The sequence below is a fragment of the Streptomyces paromomycinus genome (assembly GCF_003865155.1).
GTDB classification, from domain to species: domain Bacteria; phylum Actinomycetota; class Actinomycetes; order Streptomycetales; family Streptomycetaceae; genus Streptomyces; species Streptomyces chrestomyceticus.
Map to the genome: position 1 here is coordinate 415,406 of NZ_BHZD01000001.1, position 15,715 is coordinate 431,120.

Annotated in this window: 14 protein-coding genes; 11 read left to right on the plus strand and 3 right to left on the minus strand. The window is 72.8% G+C overall.

Features of this window, described 5'->3' with window-relative positions:
* The first annotated feature begins 297 nt into the window (after nucleotides 1–297).
* From OEIGOIKO_RS01585 to OEIGOIKO_RS01595, 3 genes are all read left to right on the plus strand, one after another.
* Nucleotides 298–1,032, plus strand: coding sequence for a hypothetical protein (locus OEIGOIKO_RS01585; protein WP_125051095.1), 735 nt, complete (start codon nucleotides 298–300; stop codon nucleotides 1,030–1,032).
* 178 nt (nucleotides 1,033–1,210) lie between these two features.
* Nucleotides 1,211–1,621 carry a hypothetical protein gene (locus OEIGOIKO_RS01590; RefSeq protein WP_246177118.1) on the plus strand — a complete coding sequence of 137 codons (411 nt, stop codon included), beginning with the start codon at nucleotides 1,211–1,213 and terminating at the stop codon, nucleotides 1,619–1,621.
* 83 nt (nucleotides 1,622–1,704) lie between these two features.
* Nucleotides 1,705–2,340, plus strand: coding sequence for an SRPBCC family protein (locus tag OEIGOIKO_RS01595; protein WP_125051097.1), 636 nt, complete (start codon nucleotides 1,705–1,707; stop codon nucleotides 2,338–2,340).
* A 75-nt stretch (nucleotides 2,341–2,415) separates the two neighbouring features.
* Here OEIGOIKO_RS01595 and OEIGOIKO_RS01600 read toward each other — a convergent pair whose 3' ends face one another.
* Nucleotides 2,416–3,534 carry an amidinotransferase gene (locus OEIGOIKO_RS01600; protein WP_125051099.1) on the minus strand — a complete coding sequence of 373 codons (1,119 nt, stop codon included), beginning with the start codon at nucleotides 3,532–3,534 and terminating at the stop codon, nucleotides 2,416–2,418.
* A gap of 169 nt (nucleotides 3,535–3,703) precedes the next feature.
* A complete protein-coding gene (locus OEIGOIKO_RS01605; protein WP_246177120.1) occupies nucleotides 3,704–4,213 on the minus strand; it encodes an ATP-binding protein in 510 nt (169 codons plus the stop codon).
* 196 nt (nucleotides 4,214–4,409) lie between these two features.
* On the opposite strand from OEIGOIKO_RS01605, the gene OEIGOIKO_RS01610 reads away from it, so the two are divergent.
* Nucleotides 4,410–4,652: a DUF397 domain-containing protein gene (locus tag OEIGOIKO_RS01610; RefSeq protein WP_030999084.1), complete on the plus strand. Its 243-nt coding sequence runs from the start codon at nucleotides 4,410–4,412 to the stop codon at nucleotides 4,650–4,652.
* Nucleotides 4,653–4,742: 90 nt separating this feature from the next.
* Nucleotides 4,743–5,657, plus strand: coding sequence for a helix-turn-helix domain-containing protein (locus OEIGOIKO_RS01615; RefSeq protein ID WP_125051103.1), 915 nt, complete (start codon nucleotides 4,743–4,745; stop codon nucleotides 5,655–5,657).
* A gap of 23 nt (nucleotides 5,658–5,680) precedes the next feature.
* Here the strand turns inward: OEIGOIKO_RS01615 and OEIGOIKO_RS01620 are convergent, their stop codons facing one another.
* Complete coding sequence (locus OEIGOIKO_RS01620) at nucleotides 5,681–6,496, minus strand: SAM-dependent methyltransferase (RefSeq protein ID WP_125051105.1); 816 nt, start codon at nucleotides 6,494–6,496, stop codon at nucleotides 5,681–5,683.
* 618 nt (nucleotides 6,497–7,114) lie between these two features.
* Here OEIGOIKO_RS01620 and OEIGOIKO_RS01625 point away from each other — a divergent pair.
* The 6 genes from OEIGOIKO_RS01625 (at nucleotide 7,115) to OEIGOIKO_RS01650 (ending at nucleotide 15,695) form a co-directional block, all read left to right on the plus strand.
* Entirely contained in the window at nucleotides 7,115–8,122 is a 1,008-nt protein-coding gene (locus OEIGOIKO_RS01625) for a zinc-dependent alcohol dehydrogenase (RefSeq protein WP_170251487.1), read from the plus strand.
* A 55-nt stretch (nucleotides 8,123–8,177) separates the two neighbouring features.
* Nucleotides 8,178–9,452, plus strand: coding sequence for a DegT/DnrJ/EryC1/StrS family aminotransferase (locus tag OEIGOIKO_RS01630; protein WP_125051109.1), 1,275 nt, complete (start codon nucleotides 8,178–8,180; stop codon nucleotides 9,450–9,452).
* A 68-nt stretch (nucleotides 9,453–9,520) separates the two neighbouring features.
* Nucleotides 9,521–10,681, plus strand: coding sequence for a 2-deoxy-scyllo-inosose synthase (locus OEIGOIKO_RS01635; protein WP_125051111.1), 1,161 nt, complete (start codon nucleotides 9,521–9,523; stop codon nucleotides 10,679–10,681).
* Between the two features lie 69 nt (nucleotides 10,682–10,750).
* Nucleotides 10,751–11,998, plus strand: a complete 1,248-nt coding sequence (locus OEIGOIKO_RS01640) for a glycosyltransferase family 4 protein (protein WP_125051113.1) — start codon at nucleotides 10,751–10,753, stop codon at nucleotides 11,996–11,998.
* On the plus strand, nucleotides 11,995–13,809 hold the full coding sequence (locus tag OEIGOIKO_RS01645) for an ABC transporter ATP-binding protein (protein ID WP_125051116.1): 1,815 nt from the start codon (nucleotides 11,995–11,997) through the stop codon (nucleotides 13,807–13,809). The genes OEIGOIKO_RS01640 and OEIGOIKO_RS01645 overlap by 4 nt, the downstream gene beginning before the upstream one ends.
* Nucleotides 13,809–15,695, plus strand: coding sequence for an ABC transporter ATP-binding protein (locus OEIGOIKO_RS01650; protein ID WP_125051118.1), 1,887 nt, complete (start codon nucleotides 13,809–13,811; stop codon nucleotides 15,693–15,695). Before OEIGOIKO_RS01645 ends, OEIGOIKO_RS01650 begins: the two co-directional genes overlap by 1 nt.
* Nucleotides 15,696–15,715 lie beyond the last annotated feature (20 nt).

Genomic DNA, 15,715 nt, shown 5'->3' on the forward strand with positions numbered 1-15,715 from the left:
AAACCGTTGCGCCCGCGCCTGCTTGACGCCCCCGTCCCGCGCGACAGCTGGGCTTACCGGCCGTAACGCGCGGACACCGTACGGAGTCGACCCGGCACGGCCCCACGCCCACGCCTCCCCGGCAGACCGACTTGAAAGAGACGCACGTGCGGCGGCCTGCCGCAGCGGGCGGGCGGCGGATCTTCCCAGCGCGTACGAGGTGCGGGTGAACAGGTGGCCGACCAGGCACGATGAAACGCCTCCCGGCCCGTGGCGACAAGTTGCGCGGCGGGCCCCGGGGCATCGCATACTGCCTCCGTGGATACGGATACCGAGTCGCCGGCCACCCCACCGGCCCCCACCACCGCGAGCGGCCCCGCAGACCAGGAACAGTTCGACGAGCGGGAGTCCGCCGCCGACGCACGGCAGTGCCTCGCCGACGCTCGCGAGGACGTGACCGGCGAACGCGACCGGCTCACCGGCCCCCGGGAGTCCGTCGCCGACCCCCGTCAGCACTTCCTCGACGCGCGGGAGATCCACGCGGACCGGCTCAGCCGGCTCACGGAAATCACCGTGCCCACCCGCCGGAAGCGGTCCTTCGAGGCGATCGGCCGCGCGCGGGTCCTGCTCGCTTCCAGCCAGGTGCGGCTGGACCGCACCGAAGCAACTCTGAGCCACACGGAATCCGGTGACGCGCGCGAGCGGCGCAGCGCCGAGCAGGAGATCGCCGCCTCCATCCGGCGGGCCTTCGGCGACGAAATGTCGCAACAGGCCGCCCTGGAGAGCCTGGTGGGGCAGTTGCAGGCACGGTTCCGCACGGCGGCGGCCGCACTGGCCGAGGCCCAGGACCAGCTGGCGCACCATCACGAACGCCTGGCCGCCGACGGCCACCCGGACGCGGACGACCACCGTGTCCGCGCCGAACGGGCCCGCCGGGCCGCCCGGCGGGTCCGCGCGGCCGTCCAGACGAGGGCCGCGGAGCCGACGACCGCACCACCGAAGGACGACCGGTCGGCCGAGTCGCCGGCCCTCGCACCGGACACGGGCACGTAAGGGCGAAACCGGCGCCTCACCCCTCGGACCCAACTCCACAGTTAGAAGCTCTCACCAAACTGTTGCCCCCTCACCCCTTTTGGTTATAGCTTATAACTACAGCGCGAGCTTATAACCCAGTGGACGTGCGGCGCCCCGCACGCCCCCGCACCGCGCTCCACCGGACCGAGGGACCCGCATGACCACCACACTTGAGCCACCCGGCGCCCGCACCCGCAACCGCGCCCGCACCCGCACCCGCACCCGCACCCGCACCCGCACAGATCGCGTGCCGCTGTCGCTGACCGTCTCCTCCTGGGCGGTCCCCGTCATGGTCGTCGGCCAGTTCGCCCTGCTGTCGGGCATCCCGGTCGCCATCGCGTTGGCCGGCGCTCTCCGGCAGGTGCCGGACCGGGCAGTCCGCTGGACAGCGGCCCTGCTCGCCGTCACGTACGCCGTCCCACTCACCGTGTGGCTGACGCGTGCCGACCCCGCGCGGAGCCTGTCCAAGGACATGCACCCCGCGTTCGCCGTGCTGATGGTCGTCGCGTCCGCCGGGCTCGTCGTCGCCCTCCACCGGGCCCGCACCCGGCGCCCGGCCGCACGCTGACCCACGCCGCCCGAGCCCGGCCGCACGTCCGCCCGACCGCCGGCCGGCAACCCGACGATTCCACCACCGACAAGGGGAACACCATGCCCGCCCTCCGCAGCACCGGCCTCCGAGCCGCCCTCCTCACCGTCCCGCTCGCCCTCGGCCTCCTCGGAACCGCCGCCGTGCCCGCCGGGGCCACCCCCTCGCACCCCGCCAAGTCCCTCACCTGCCGCGGGAAGGGCGTCGATCCCGACGCGGCCGTCCGCCACCGCACCGAGACCGTGATCCACGCGCCGCTGCACACCATCTGGAAGCTGCAGACCGACGTGGCCCGCTGGCCTGCCTGGCAGTCCTCCGTCGAGACCGCGGAACGCCTCGACCACGGCCCGCTCCGCAGGGGCTCGGCGTTCCGGTGGACGACCCCGATTCCCCCCAACCCCGCGACCCCCGCCACCAGCCTGGAGATCACTTCCACCGTCGAGCAGCTCCGGCACGGCTCCTGCCTGCGCTGGACCGGCCCGGCGTCCGCCGAAGGGCTGCGCATCGACGGCGTCCACGTATGGAACTTCACCAAGGTCCCCGGCGGCGTCCGGGTGAGCACCGAAGAGACGCACACCGGCGACCAGGTCGAGGCGAACGTCCCCGCCGCGACGCGGATTCTGCGCGAGGGCCTCGAAAAATGGCTGCGCGAGCTGACGGCCGCCGCCGAAGTCTGCGCCCACCACCAGGCGAGGTAGGGCCGGACCCGGCGTATGAGACAGGCAGCCCCGGCGGCACGGCCGGGGCTGCCTCCGCACGCCGTGCGGCCGTGGTCAGACGTACGTCTGGAGCGTGCCGCGCCGCCGGACGTCGAGGGTCGCGCAGTGGAACGAGCCGCCGAACGGCGCGTAGTGCAGCAGGTCGCACGGGATGGGCTCGAATCCCCACTTCTCCAGCGCGCGCAGCATCCCGGTGTGGTGCCGTTCCGCGATCACCCGCTTCTCGTCGACCATGAGCACGTTCATGCTGAGCCACTTGCCGCACAGCGAGGTGAGTCTGAGCAGCCGGCCGTCGACCGGGGTGGGTTCCGGGGCGATCAGGACGTCCCACGAGGACAGCACGTCGGGCAGCCGGTCGACGTCGATGTACTCGGGGTTGACCAGCACCTTTCCGGGTGCGAGCAGGACGAATGTGGTGTCGATGTGCATCGGGGTGCGGCAGCGGCTCTCGATCTCGTGGATGCGGTAGCCGGGGCCGAGGTGGCGGCGCAGCCAGTCGATGCCCATCCGGTTGGTGACATTGCTCCGGGTGACGAACAGGTCGCGTCCCGCGCGGACGAAATCCGCCGCGTCGAACACCGGCTCGAACTCGGTGAGGATGTAGCGCATGGGCTCGCCGGCCTCGGGGACACGGAACTCCGCGTCGAACAGTTCATCCGTGAGCTGTGGTCTCGGTGCCGCCGTCCAGCGCGCGCCCCGCCGGAAGTAGTCCTTGACGACCGTGCGGTAGGAGTGCGCCTCGAAGTACCGGCACGGCCAGGCCATCGGCGTCTCGATGATCTCGTCGCCGATCACCAGCAGGCTGTCGCGGGGGCAGGTGTTGCAGAAGCCGCGGGACGACCAGTCGGGGGTGCCGAAGCGCTGCCGGTGGTCGACCGCGTCCGGACGCCGGACGGTGACGTCGAGCGACTCCAGGAGCGCGACGAACGCGTCGAGTTCCCGCTGGGCCCGTTCGATCAGCACCCGGGGGTACTTGAAGCCGGCGGCGAGCCCTTGCAGCCGCGCCGCCCACGGCGGGATGTTGCAGGTCACGACCGGGTGGCTGGACGGGATCGTCGCGCCGTCGAGGCGGCCTACGATGATCTCCTCCAGCGGGTCCCACTCGGTGTACGAATTGACCGGCGGAGCCGGGCTCTCCTCGGTGCCGGCCGCCGTGGCCGAGGGGGCCGTCATCCCTCGTGGTCCACGGCCCGTGCGCGGGCGCCGTCGGCCGCCCCCTCCGGGACGCCGGGCCTTCGCACTGCCACTGCCATGCTCGACCGCCTTCGATCGTGGACGCCAGTTTTCCCTAAGTGAACGTGGGAGACAGGTCCGCGTCAACGAACAGGGCCGTGGCCGCCGCTCACCCGGTGGGTCGCGGGACCGGGAGCTGGGCCCAGACCGTCTTGCCCGTGCGGTCCGGACGGGTCCAGCCCCAGGACTCACTGAGCCGGTCGACGATCCACAGGCCCCGCCCCTCCTCCGCGAGGGGGTCCGGAGCCGCGAGGGCCGGGACGGCACGGCTGGAGTCGGAGACGGCGCACAGGACGCCGGCGTCCTGGTGCGCCAGTGCCAGCCAGGCCGCGCACACCAGCTCGGGCCGGGGCGATTCGGCGTCCGGGTGCCTGGGGACGGCGTGGCGCAGGGCGTTGCCGGTGAGTTCCGAGACCACCAGGACCGCGTCCGAGACGACGGGCGCACAGACGCCCCACCCTTCGAGGGTGGCGGCGGTGAAGCGGCGGGCTTCCGCGACGGCACTGTAGGCGCCGCTGAGCGCGCACACGGCGAAGGCGTCGAGGCTCGTCGCCGGCTGTTCCGCACCCGTTTCCGCGTGGCGCACGTCGTGCACGGTCGGTGCCGGATGTGTAGTCATCACGATCTCCGCCATGGGGCATTTCGGGGGCTGGGCCGCGCAGTTCAGGAGGGCTAATATCCTCGTCGGCCGCCTTCCGCTGCAAGTACATCTGGAATTGCATCGGTAAGTACGGCCGCGTGGGGCCCGTTTCACGCCACCGTACGTACGGGGCCGTACCGGGCGGAGCCAGATCCTCCAGTAAGGAGACAGCGGTATGGAGTCATTGCCCAACGGCATATGCGCCAGCGCCATCGAGGGGGCGGTGTGGCGCAAGAGCTCCCGCAGCAACCCCAACGGGAACTGCGTCGAGCTGGCCGTTCTCGCCGACGGCGGGGTGGCGGTACGCAACTCCCGGCACACGGGAGGGCCCGCACTGGTCTACACCCGTGACGAGATCGCGGCCTTCGTCCAGGGAGCCAAGGACGGGGATTTCGACGACCTGGCCGGGACCGGCTGACGCATATGTCGGCCGGATAGTCACCTCCGCTGTACGAACAGTTGAGGCGATGGGACACTGAGCGTTCATCCGACCAACAGGGGAGTCATCATGGTCGCCGCGCAGCCGGGGCGCGTTCCGCCCCTGCGCCGTCACATCGAACATCCCCGGGGCGGCCCGACGGTCCTGCGGATCATTCTGGGCACCCATTTGCGCCGGCTGCGGGAAGCGGCGGGCGTCACCCGTGAGGCGGCCGGCGACGCCATCCGCGGGTCGCATGCCAAGATCAGCCGGCTGGAGCTGGGCCGCGTCGGCTGCAAAGAACGCGACGTGGCCGACCTGCTGACGCTCTACCGGGTCACGGACGAGCAGGAGCGCGCCGAGTTCCTGGCGCTGGCCCGCGGGACCAGCACACCCGGGTGGTGGCACCGCTACAACGACGTACTGCCCACCTGGTTCGAGACACTCATCGGCCTGGAGGAGGCCGCCTCCGTCATCCGCACCTACGAAGTGCAGTTCGTGCCGGGTCTGTTGCAGACGCCGGAGTACGCCTACGCGGTCTGCCGGCTCGGCAACCCGCAGGCGTCCAGGAAGGAGGTCGACCGCCGGGTGGAACTGCGTCTGCAACGGCAGGCGCTGCTCACCGCGCCCGGCGCGCCCCGGCTGTGGGCGGTGCTGGACGAGGCGTCCCTGCGACGTCCGCTCGGCGGACCCGACGTCATGTCCGGCCAGTTGCGACACCTGCTGGCCATGTCGCAGCTGCCCAACGTCACCGTGCAGGTCGCCCCGTTCCATCTCGGCGGGCACGCGGCGGCGGGCGGGCCGATCACGATCCTGCGCTTCCTGGAGCCGGACCTGCCCGACATCGTCTACCTGGAGCAACTGACCAGTGCGCTCTACCTGGACAAGCGCGACGACGTCGACCACTACCTCGCCGTGATGGACCGGCTCAGCGCCCAGGCCGAGTCCCCGCGCGGCACCCAGGCCATCCTGGAGGAGCTGATCGGGGGCACGGAGGGGGACTGACCCGGGCGGAGCTGCCGTCTCGCCTACCGCTTGCGGGCCACCCCGCCGTACTCGATCCACTCCATGGTGAGCTGCTTGGGTCCGATGTCCGCGTCCGGCTTCCAGGTCGACACCTCCACCAGGCCCGGTTCGAGGATCTCCAGCCCCTCCAGGAACGAGCCCAGTTCGGCCGCCGTGCGCACCCGGCCCCACTGGCCCTGGGTGCTGACCCGCATGAACTCGGTGACGAAGTCGCGGGTGGCCGCGTCCTCGCTGACCAGCTGGCAGACGACCAGGAAGCTGCCCGGGGCCAGGCGTTCCGCGACCCGCCTGATCAGGCCGGCGGGGTCGTCCTCGTCCGGGATGCAGTGCAGCACGGACACGAACAGCGCGGCCACCGGCTGGTCGAAGTCGATCAGCCGTGCCACCTCCGGGTGGCCCAGGATGCCGTCGGTGTCGCGCATGTCGGCCTGGATGACCGCGGTGTTGCGGTTCTCCTCCAGCAGCGCACGGCCGTGGGCCAGCACGATGGGGTCGTTGTCCACGTAGACCACCCGGGACTCCGGGGCGACCCGCTGGGCGACCTGGTGGACGTTGTCCTGGGTCGGCAGGCCGGACCCGTGGTCGATGAACTGCCGTATGCCCTGCTCCTGTGCCAGCCAGCGGACCACCCGTCGCAGGAACCGGCGGTTGTTCACCGCCAGGACCTGCGTGCTCGGCACGACCTTGTTCAGTTCCTCGCACGCCTCGCGGTCCACGGCGTAGTTGTCCTTGCCGCCGAGGTAGTAGTCGTACATCCGCGCCACACTCGGAACGCTGACGTCGACGGTGCCGGACTGTGGTCGCACTTCCTGGCTCATTCGCTGCTCTCCCGTCGCTCGGGCACCTCGCCGAGGCACCACGGCCGGCCGCTTCACGGGATGTGACCGGGCCGGTACGGCGTCCAACATACCCAGCTCGGGGCGGCTGTTGCAGGTGCACGGGCGGAGTCCGTCCGGAACCGGGCCGACCGGGCGGAATGACGGCCGGGCCGGTGACTAGGGCCGAACGGTCCCTACTTTTCCTTCCGGGCCGTCCGCGGGCCACCTTCGGGCCGTACGGATTCGGCCAGCCCTGATCCGGCCTCCCGGCTCCGGGGTGGCCGTGGGGTGTTCGAGGCACCGGTCCGCCGGTCAGGGGGAGAAGTTGCGCTGCCACCGGTGCCCGGCCGGCGCGGCGAGTTGGAGGCCTTGTTGTTCGTCGTTGTCTCTCCGGACGGCGCCGGCCGGGCCCTGACCGACGCTCCCCCCGGCGCCGGCGGGCGGCCCCACACCCGCCCGAACCATGCGCCACCCGCCCCATCGCCCGCTTTAGTTGACAAGCGCCCCACAGCTTGGCGTACGCTCCCCGGGCGCTTCATTCGCTGGAGCGGACGCTATGCGTGACGCCCGGCATCCGCCCGGTCCCGTGACACGGAGGTCTGCACGATGAAAGCCTTGATGTTCAAAGCTCCCCTGCAGGCCGTGCTCACCGAGCGCGACGTGCCGGAGCCCGCGCCCGGCGAGGCGCTCGTGAAGCTCGCCTACAACTCGATCTGCGGCAGCGACCTCTCCTTCTACAAGGGGGTCTGGCACGGCTTCACCTACCCCGTGGTGCCGGGGCACGAGTGGAGCGGAACCGTGGTCGAGGCCGGTGGCGGCGCTGCCGACCTGGTCGGCCAGAACGTGGTCGGCGACCTCACCGTGGCCTGCGGAAGCTGCCGCCACTGCACCGTCGGCAAGCCCACCCTCTGCGCCGACCTGCAAGAACTCGGGTTCACCCGGGACGGCGCGTGCGCCGAGTACATGACCGTGCCGACCGGCAACCTGCACCGGCTGCCCGAGGGCCTCTCGCTGCGCGAGGCCACCCAGGTGGAGCCCCTGGCGGTGGCGCTGAACGCGGTCGACCGGCTCGCGGTCACGGCCGGCGAGAAGGTGGCGATCACCGGTGCCGGCGGCATCGGCCTGCTGCTCGCCCAGGCCGTACGGCTGCGCGGCGCCGAAGTCACCGTCCTCGCCGAGCCGGTGACCGAACGCCGCCAAGCGGCCCACGCGCTGGGCGTGCCGCACACCGTCGGCGGCGACCCCGGCGAGCTGGTCGGGTTCGTCGAGAAGCACCCCGAGCTGACCCCGGACGTGGTGCTGGAGGCGTCCGGCTACCCCCTCGCCGTGCAGGAAGCGGTAGAGGCTGTCCGCTCTGGCGGACGCATCGGTCTGATCGGCTACCGCATCGAGGAAGCCGCCACGATGGCGCCCCATCACATCGTGGTGAAGGTCCTCTCCCTCCAGGCGTCGATGGGGCCCGGGGACCGGTTCGGCGAGGCCATCGAGCTGCTGGCCGCCGGGGCGGTCGACGTCGACGCGCTGCTGAGCCACGAGTTCGGCCTGGCCGACCACGACCGGGCGCTGGACGTGGCGCTGCGCCGCGCCGACGGCAACACCCGCTCGTACTTCAACCTCCGCGCCTGACCGCCCGGCCGTTCTCCCCCACTCCCCCAGCCCCGTGCTCAGGAAGGACGATCAGATGACCCGGTCCCTGGCCGTGCAAGGCGGCAGTCCGGTACGTACCCGCCCCTGGCCCCTGTGGCCGCAGCCGGCTCCCGGCGCGGTCCGGGCGCTGGATGGGGTGCTCACCTCCGGCCGCTGGTCGATCAGCGGACCCTACCGGGGCGCCGCGTCCCAGGAGCGGCGCTTCGCGCAGGCGTTCGCCGCGTACAACGGGGTCGAGCACTGCGTACCCGCGGCCAGCGGCACCGCCAGCCTGATGCTCGCCATGGAGGCGTGCGGCATCGGCGCCGGCGACGAGGTGATCGTCCCCGGGCTGTCCTGGGTGGCGTCCGGTTCGACCGTGCTCGGCGTCAACGCGGTCCCGGTCTTCTGCGACGTGGACCCCGACACGCTGTGTCTGGACCCCGCCGCCGTGGAGAGCGCGCTGACCGAGCGCACCAAGGCGATCGTCGTCGTCCACCTGTACTCGGCGGTCGCCGCCATGGACGCGTTGCGGGCCCTGGCCGACCGGCACGGGCTGCCGCTGCTGGAGGACTGCGCGCAGGCGCACGGCGCGGAGTACCGCGGCGTCAAGGTCGGTGCGCTGGCCACCGCAGGGACCTTCAGCATGCAGCACAGCAAGGTGCTCACCAGCGGTGAGGGCGGCGCCGTCATCACCCGGGACGCGGAGTTCGCGCGCCGGGTGGAGCACCTGCGCGCCGACGGGCGCTGCCTGGCCGGGCAGCCGGTTGGCGACGGGCAGATGGAGCTGGTGGAGACCGGCGAACTGATGGGTTCGAACCGGTGTGTGTCGGAGTTCCAGGCCGCGCTGCTCGTCGAGCAGCTCGGTGTGCTGGACGAGCAGAACGAGCGGCGGCGGCGCAACGCCGCGCTCCTGGACAAGCTGCTGGCCGACGAGGGCTACCGGCCGCAGACGACCTCCGAGGGCACCAGTACCCGTACGTACTACACCTATGCCGCCCGGCTGCCCGAGGGCGAGCTGACGCACGTGGACGCGGCGGCCGTCGGCGAGGCGCTCACCGCCGAACTCGGCTTCCCCGTCGCCCCGTGCTACGCGCCGATCACCCGCAACCGCCTGTACGACCCCAGGAGCCGTGGCCGCTTCGCGCTGGGTGTCCAGCACGAGAGCCGCATCGATCCCAAGCGCTTCGAGCTGCCGGTGTGCGAGGAGGCGGCCCGGCGCACCGTCACCGTGCACCACGCCGCCCTGCTCGGGGACGAGAGCGACATGCATGACATCGCGACGGCCTTCGGCAAGGTCGTGCGGCACGGCGCCCTGCTGACCGGCTGAAGGCGGCGGGCCGCAGCCGGCCCGCCGGAGCAACCGTCCCGCGACCCGCCCACGAAATCGGGGAGACCATGCACGTCACCGCCATCACCATGGAAGACACCAGCTTTCCCTACCGGCTCGGGACCGAGTGCGCCGAGGAGATCGTCGCGCGCCTCGGCGAGCGCGCGGCCAGCCGCTATCTCGTGGTGTGCGACACCACGGTGGCCGCGCTCTACGGACGCGACCTGGTCGCCCGGCTGGAGAAGGACGCCGGTCCCGCCGTCCTCCTGACCCATCCGGCGGGCGAGGTCCACAAGCGCATCGGCACCGTCGGCGACCTCGCCGAGCAGGCCCTGGCCGCGGGTGCCGACCGGCGCAGCGTCGTGGTGGCGCTGGGCGGCGGCATCACCGGCAACATCGCCGGGCTGCTGGCCTCCCTGCTGTTCCGCGGCATCACGCTGGTGCACGTGCCCACCACCGTGGTGGCGATGCTGGACTCGGTGCTGTCGCTGAAGCAGGCGGTCAACGCGAGTTTCGGCAAGAACCTGGTCGGCACCTTCTACCAGCCGGCCGAGGTGCTCGCCGACACGGCGATGCTGCGGACGCTCCCGGCGCGGGAGCTGCGCTCGGGCATGGGTGAGGTGGTCAAGAACGCGCTGGCCATCCGCCCGTCGATGATCGAGCGGCTCGCCGCGGAGCTGCGGCCGGACGCGCGGTACGAGGACGCCGCGATGCGGTGGATCATCGAGGAGAGTGTGGCCGCCAAGGCGCAGGTCACCGGTGCGGACAAGCACGAGCGGCGGGACGGTCTGGTGCTGGAGTACGGGCACACCACCGGGCACGCCATCGAGCACGCCGCGCGGGGCGAGGTCGCGCACGGCGCGGGGGTGGCCATCGGCATGATCGTGGCCGCCGAGGTGTCCCGGCTGCTCGGGCACGCCTCCGGCGACCTGGTCGGTCTGCACCGTGAACTGGTCGCCAAGGCAGGTCTGGAGGGGTCCGTCCCGGCACTGGTGGACCCGGCGGACGTCAAGCACTGGCTGACCTACGACAACAAGCGCGGCTATCTGCCCTGCCCGCCCGCCGCCACCCCGATGGTGCTGCTGTCCGCTCCCGGCGAGGTGCTGCGCAGCGGCCCGCTGCCGCTGGTGCCCGTGCCGCTGGAGCTGCTGGGCCGCGCCGTCGACGCGCTGGCGGCGCCCGCGGGGCAGTCGGCCGGTGCCGAGCGCCTGTCGCCCGCCCCGGCTTGACCTGCGGCGGACCCCGCCCCCGTCCCTGTTCCCGCCGTCCGTTCCGTCCCGTGTGGAGTTCTAGTGCGTGTGCTGCGGCTGACCCCGTTCTTCCACCACGACCAGGTCGAGAGCTGGCCCGCCGAGTACGACGCCGTCGGCGGGATGCAGGTGCAGATCCTGCGGCTGTCGCGTGAGCTGGCGGCGCGCGGTGTCGAACAGCAGGTGCTGACCGTCGGCTTCCCCGGCCTGCCGAAGCGGCGCCTGGACCGGCCGGGGCTGGTGGTGCGCGTGACCCGCGCGCCGCTGCCCCCGATCCGGTCGCAGCTCACCGGGCTCGTCGGCCTCAACCAGGCCTGGCTGGCCGGGGCGTTGGCCGCCTGTGTGCGGCTGCGCCGGCGGTGGCGCCCCGACCTGATCCATGTGCATGCCGACGGGCAGTTGTGGGCGCTGCTGGCCGGGCCGCTGGCGGCCCGCGTCATGGGCGTGCCGTACTGCCTGACGCTGCACTGTTCACGGCTGTCGGTCTACGAGCCGATGTCCCGGGTCGACCAGTTCCAGCACCGGCTGGTGCGCGCCGTCGAGAGTCATGCGGTGCGGCGCGCGGCCCGGGTGTCCGCCCTGACCTCCCGTACGGCGGGTGTCGTCGCGCGGGCCCTGTCGATGGACCCCGCGTCCATCGACATCGTGCCCGATTCGGTCGGCGACCTGTCGCCCCGGCCTGCCGGGGAGGTGGCCGGGCTGCGGCGTTCGCTGGAGATCGCGGAGGGGGCCGCCCTGGTCGGTTACGTGGGGCGGGTGGCGCACGAGAAGGGGTGGCGGGACTTCGTCGCCCTGGCCCGCCGCTGGCAGTCGCTGCCGGGGACGCCGCCCGCGGTGTTCCTGGTGGTCGGGGACGGGCCGCAGCGCGAGCGGATGGGCAAGGCCGTCGCCGACGCGGGGCTGACCGACCGGTTCCGCTTCACCGGCTTCCTGCCGCACGCCGACATCCCGGCGGTGATGACCGCGCTGGACGTGCTGGTCATGCCGTCCGCCCACGAGGAGTTGGGCGGCAGCGCCATCGAGGCCATGATGTGCGGCACGCCGGTCGCCGGTTACTCGGTGGGCGGACTGCGGGAGACGGTGGGCACCGTCACGCCGGGTCTGCTGGTGCCGCGCGGGGACGTGGCGGCCCTCACCGAGGCCGTACGCGGCGTCGTGGAGGAGCCCGAAGGACCCCGGGGGCGGGTGGCCGGCGCCCGGGAGCGGCTGGGCACGGCGTACGGCAGCGGGTCGGCCACCGACCGGGCACTGGAGCACTACGCCCACGCGCTGCGCGCCGCGGGAAGCGCGCGATGAGCGCCCCGCCCGCCCGCACCGGATCGCTGTGGCGCTGTGCCCGCTATCTCCGTCCGCACCGCTGGCTGATGGTGGGAGCCTGCGCCGCCGCCCTCGGCTCGATGCTCGCCGGGCTGTCCATGCCGCTGGTCCTCCAGCGGCTGGTGGACGGCCCCGTCGCCCACAAGGACATGGCGGCGCTGCCGTGGACCCTCATCGGCTTCACGGTGCTGGGGTGCCTGGAGGCCGTACTGCTGGGGGCCCGCCGGCTGCTGGTCGTCCGGCCGTCGACACGGCTGGAGACGACGCTGCGCGCGGGCCTGTTCCGTCATGTGCAGCGGCTGCCCTCGTCGTTCCACACCCGCTGGAGTTCGGGGCAGTTGCTGTCCAGGACGGTCTCCGACATCGCCGAGCTGGGCCGGTTTTTCGCGTTCTCCGCGGTGTATCTGCTGGTCAACACGGCGGCGCTGGTGGCGGGTCTGGCCGTGCTGGCGTACCTGTCGCCGTTCCTCGCGCTGATCGTGCTGGTGACGTATCTGCCGATGGTGCTCGCCACCATCCTCTTCGAGAAGCGCTTCCACGTGGCGGCCCGCTCCGCGCAGGACCAGAGCGGTGACCTGACCACCACCGTGGAGGAGTCCGTACTGGGCATCCGCGTGCTGAAGGCGTTCGGGCGCGGCCCGGAGACCGTACGCCGCTTCACCGCGCAGGCCCGCGCGCTGCGCCGCACCGAACTGCGCAAGATCTCCCTGACCGCCGCCCTGTGGTGGCTGATCACCGCCCTGCCCGAGGTGGGCATCGTCGCCCTGATGGGATTCGGCGGCTACGGCACCGCCACCGGCACGCTGACCCTGGGCACCCTGATGGCGGCGATCACCGTCGCCACCTACATGCGCTGGCCCGCCGACACCCTGGGCTGGCTGATCGCCGACGCCAGTACCGCGGCGTCCGCCGCCGACCGGTACTGGCAGCTGCGGGACGTCCCGCTCGCCGTGCGCGAACCGGCCGCACCCCGCCCGCTGGCGAGTCCGGTGCGCGGCGAGCTGCGGGTCGAGGACGTGCACTACCGGCTGCCGGGCGCCGGCGACGCCGTACTGCGCGGCATCGACCTGACGGTGCGTCCCGGCAGCACCCTCGCCCTCGTCGGCGCCACCGGCTCGGGCAAGTCCACCCTCGTCTCGCTGCTGTCCCGGCTGGACGACCCCACCCACGGCCGGATCACGCTGGACGGCACCGATCTGCGCGACCTCTCGCTGGACGCGCTGCGGTCGGTGGTGACCTGCGCGTTCGACGATCCCGTGCTGTTCTCGGGGACCGTACGGGACAACGTCGCCCTCGGCCTGCCCCCCGAGGAGCGCGACGACGCCCGGATCTGGGAGGCGCTGCGGCTGGCGCACGCCGCCGACTTCGTCGCGGCCCTGCCCGAACAGCTCGACACCCGGGTCGGCGAGGAGGGGGTGGGCCTGTCCGGCGGGCAGCGGCAGCGGCTGGCGCTCGCCCGCGCCGTCCTGCCCCGCCCCGCCGTCCTGGTCCTGGACAACGCGCTGTCCGCGCTGGACGTGCACACCGAGCGGGAGGTGGAGGCGGCGCTGCGCACCGTGATGGCGAACGTCACCACCGTCCTCGTCGCCCACCGCCCGGCCACTTTGCGCGCGGCGGACCGGGTCGCGCTGATCGCCGACGGGCGGGTGGCCGCCACCGGCACCCACGACGAACTCATGGCCACCGACCGGCGCTACCGCCACCTGCTGCGTTCCCCGGTCAACGACCTGGTGCCGGACGGACCGCAGGGCCCGCCGTCCCAGGACCCCGCACGGAAGGTACGCGCCTGATGCCCGAGGACCGGCAGGAGAACGACACGGCCGCCCCCCGGCCCTCGGGCGCCCCTGACGTGGACCGGGCTGCGGACGAGGCCGACGGCAGGCCGGACGACCGGCGGCTGCGGGAACGCCGCAACCAGCTGCTGCGCACCCTGCTGGCGCCCGAGCGGCGCCGGCTGACCCGCGCCGTCGGCCTGGCGCTGCTGGAGAACGTCTGCGCGCTCGTCACCCCGCTGCTGATCGCCGCCGCCATCGACCGGGGCGTGCCCGCGGCGGCGGACGGCCGCTGGGGTCCGCTGACCGCCTACGCGGCGCTCGCGCTGACCGCCGGGACGGCCACCGCCACCCTGCGGTACGGCTTCCTGCGCTACTCCGGGAACATCGCGCAGACCCTGCTGTTCCGGCTGCGCTGCCGCACCTTCGCGCACGCCGTGCGCCTGCCGCTGTCCTACCACGAGGCCGCGCCCTCGGGCAGCGTCGTCGCCCGGCTCTCCAGCGACGTGGAGTCCGTCGAGGAGGTGCTGGAGATGGGTCTGGACGGCCTGTTCTCCGCCCTGTTCTCGATGGTGGGCACGGTGGCCGTGATGCTCTGGCTCGACCTGCCGATGGCCGCCGTCGTACTCGCCCTGTTCATCCCGCTCTACCTGCTCACCCGCTGGTTCCGGGACCGCTCGCGGCGCGCCTACCGGCGCACCCGGGGCGCCACCGAGCGGATCGTGCAGCACACCGGCGAGACGTACAACGGCATCCGTGCCGTGCAGGCGTTCCGCAAGGAGGGCGAGAACACCGCGCGGCTGCGGGAGATGGACGCCACCTATGCCACCGCGCGGGCCGCCTCGGGGCGGGTCAGCGCCTTCTTCAGCGGCGGCGTCAAGCTGATCGGCAACCTCTCGCTGGCTCTGCTGCTGGCCCTGGGCGCGTTCCGTATCGCAAGCGGCCACCTCGAAGCGGGCGCGCTGACCGCGTTCCTGCTGTACGTGCACCGGCTGTACGACCCGATCGACGAACTCGCCTCGTTCGCCAACGCGTTCTCCGCCGCGTCGGCCGGACTGGAACGGATCGGCGTCCTCTTCCACGCACCCGACACACTGCCCGAGCCCGCCGACCCCAGGCCGCTGCCGGCGGTGGCCGCCCCCGGCCGCGTCCGCTTCGAGGACGTGCGCTTCCGCTACACCGCCGCCTCACCGCACGTACTGGCCGGGCTGGACCTGGATCTCGCGCCCGCGGAGACCGTGGCGCTGGTCGGTACGACCGGGGCGGGCAAGTCGACGCTGGCCAAGCTGCTGGCGCGGCTGTACGACCCGACGGGCGGCCGGATCACCCTGGACGGGGCCGACCTGCGCGAGGTGGCCGACGCCGAACTGCGCTCCGGTGTCTGCATGGTCACCCAGGAACCGTTCCTCTTCTCCGGCTCCGTGGCGGACAACATCGCCCTGGGCCGGCCGGACGCCACCCGCGAGGACATCGTCGCGGCGGCCGAGGCCGTCGGCGCGCACGGTTTCATCAGCGCGCTGCCCGAGGGGTACGACAGCGACGTCCACAAGCGCGGCGCCGGTCTGTCGGCCGGCCAGCGCCAGCTCGTCGCGCTGGCCCGGGTGATGCTCAGCGCCCCCCGCGTCCTGATCCTCGACGAGGCCACCTCCAGCATGGACGCCCCCACCGAGCGGGCCGTGCACACGGCCCTGCACCGGGTGCTCGCCGGCCGTACCGCCCTGATCATCGCGCACAGCCTGACCACGGCCGCCATCGCCGACCGGGTGCTGGTCCTGGAGAACGGCGTGGTCGTGGAGGACGGGCCGCCCGCCGTACTGGCGGCGGGCGACGGGCCCTTCGCCGGCCTGTACCGCGGCTGGCTGTCCGCGACCGACGGGCGCACCCACCACCCCGCGCACCACTGACCGCCGCGCACCCCTGACCG

Bases quoted from the DNA above. Each gene is read 5' to 3' on its own strand.
- OEIGOIKO_RS01590 (WP_246177118.1), top strand. From the start codon at position 1,211: ATGACCACCACACTTGAGCCACCCGGCGCCCGCACCCGCAACCGCGCC.
- OEIGOIKO_RS01595 (WP_125051097.1), top strand. From the start codon at position 1,705: ATGCCCGCCCTCCGCAGCACCGGCCTCCGAGCCGCCCTCCTCACCGTC.
- OEIGOIKO_RS01600 (WP_125051099.1), bottom strand. From the start codon at position 3,534: ATGACGGCCCCCTCGGCCACGGCGGCCGGCACCGAGGAGAGCCCGGCT.
- OEIGOIKO_RS01605 (WP_246177120.1), bottom strand. From the start codon at position 4,213: ATGACTACACATCCGGCACCGACCGTGCACGACGTGCGCCACGCGGAA.
- OEIGOIKO_RS01610 (WP_030999084.1), top strand. From the start codon at position 4,410: ATGGAGTCATTGCCCAACGGCATATGCGCCAGCGCCATCGAGGGGGCG.
- OEIGOIKO_RS01615 (WP_125051103.1), top strand. From the start codon at position 4,743: ATGGTCGCCGCGCAGCCGGGGCGCGTTCCGCCCCTGCGCCGTCACATC.
- OEIGOIKO_RS01620 (WP_125051105.1), bottom strand. From the start codon at position 6,496: ATGAGCCAGGAAGTGCGACCACAGTCCGGCACCGTCGACGTCAGCGTT.
- OEIGOIKO_RS01625 (WP_170251487.1), top strand. From the start codon at position 7,115: ATGTTCAAAGCTCCCCTGCAGGCCGTGCTCACCGAGCGCGACGTGCCG.
- OEIGOIKO_RS01630 (WP_125051109.1), top strand. From the start codon at position 8,178: ATGACCCGGTCCCTGGCCGTGCAAGGCGGCAGTCCGGTACGTACCCGC.
- OEIGOIKO_RS01635 (WP_125051111.1), top strand. From the start codon at position 9,521: ATGCACGTCACCGCCATCACCATGGAAGACACCAGCTTTCCCTACCGG.
- OEIGOIKO_RS01645 (WP_125051116.1), top strand. From the start codon at position 11,995: ATGAGCGCCCCGCCCGCCCGCACCGGATCGCTGTGGCGCTGTGCCCGC.
- OEIGOIKO_RS01650 (WP_125051118.1), top strand. From the start codon at position 13,809: ATGCCCGAGGACCGGCAGGAGAACGACACGGCCGCCCCCCGGCCCTCG.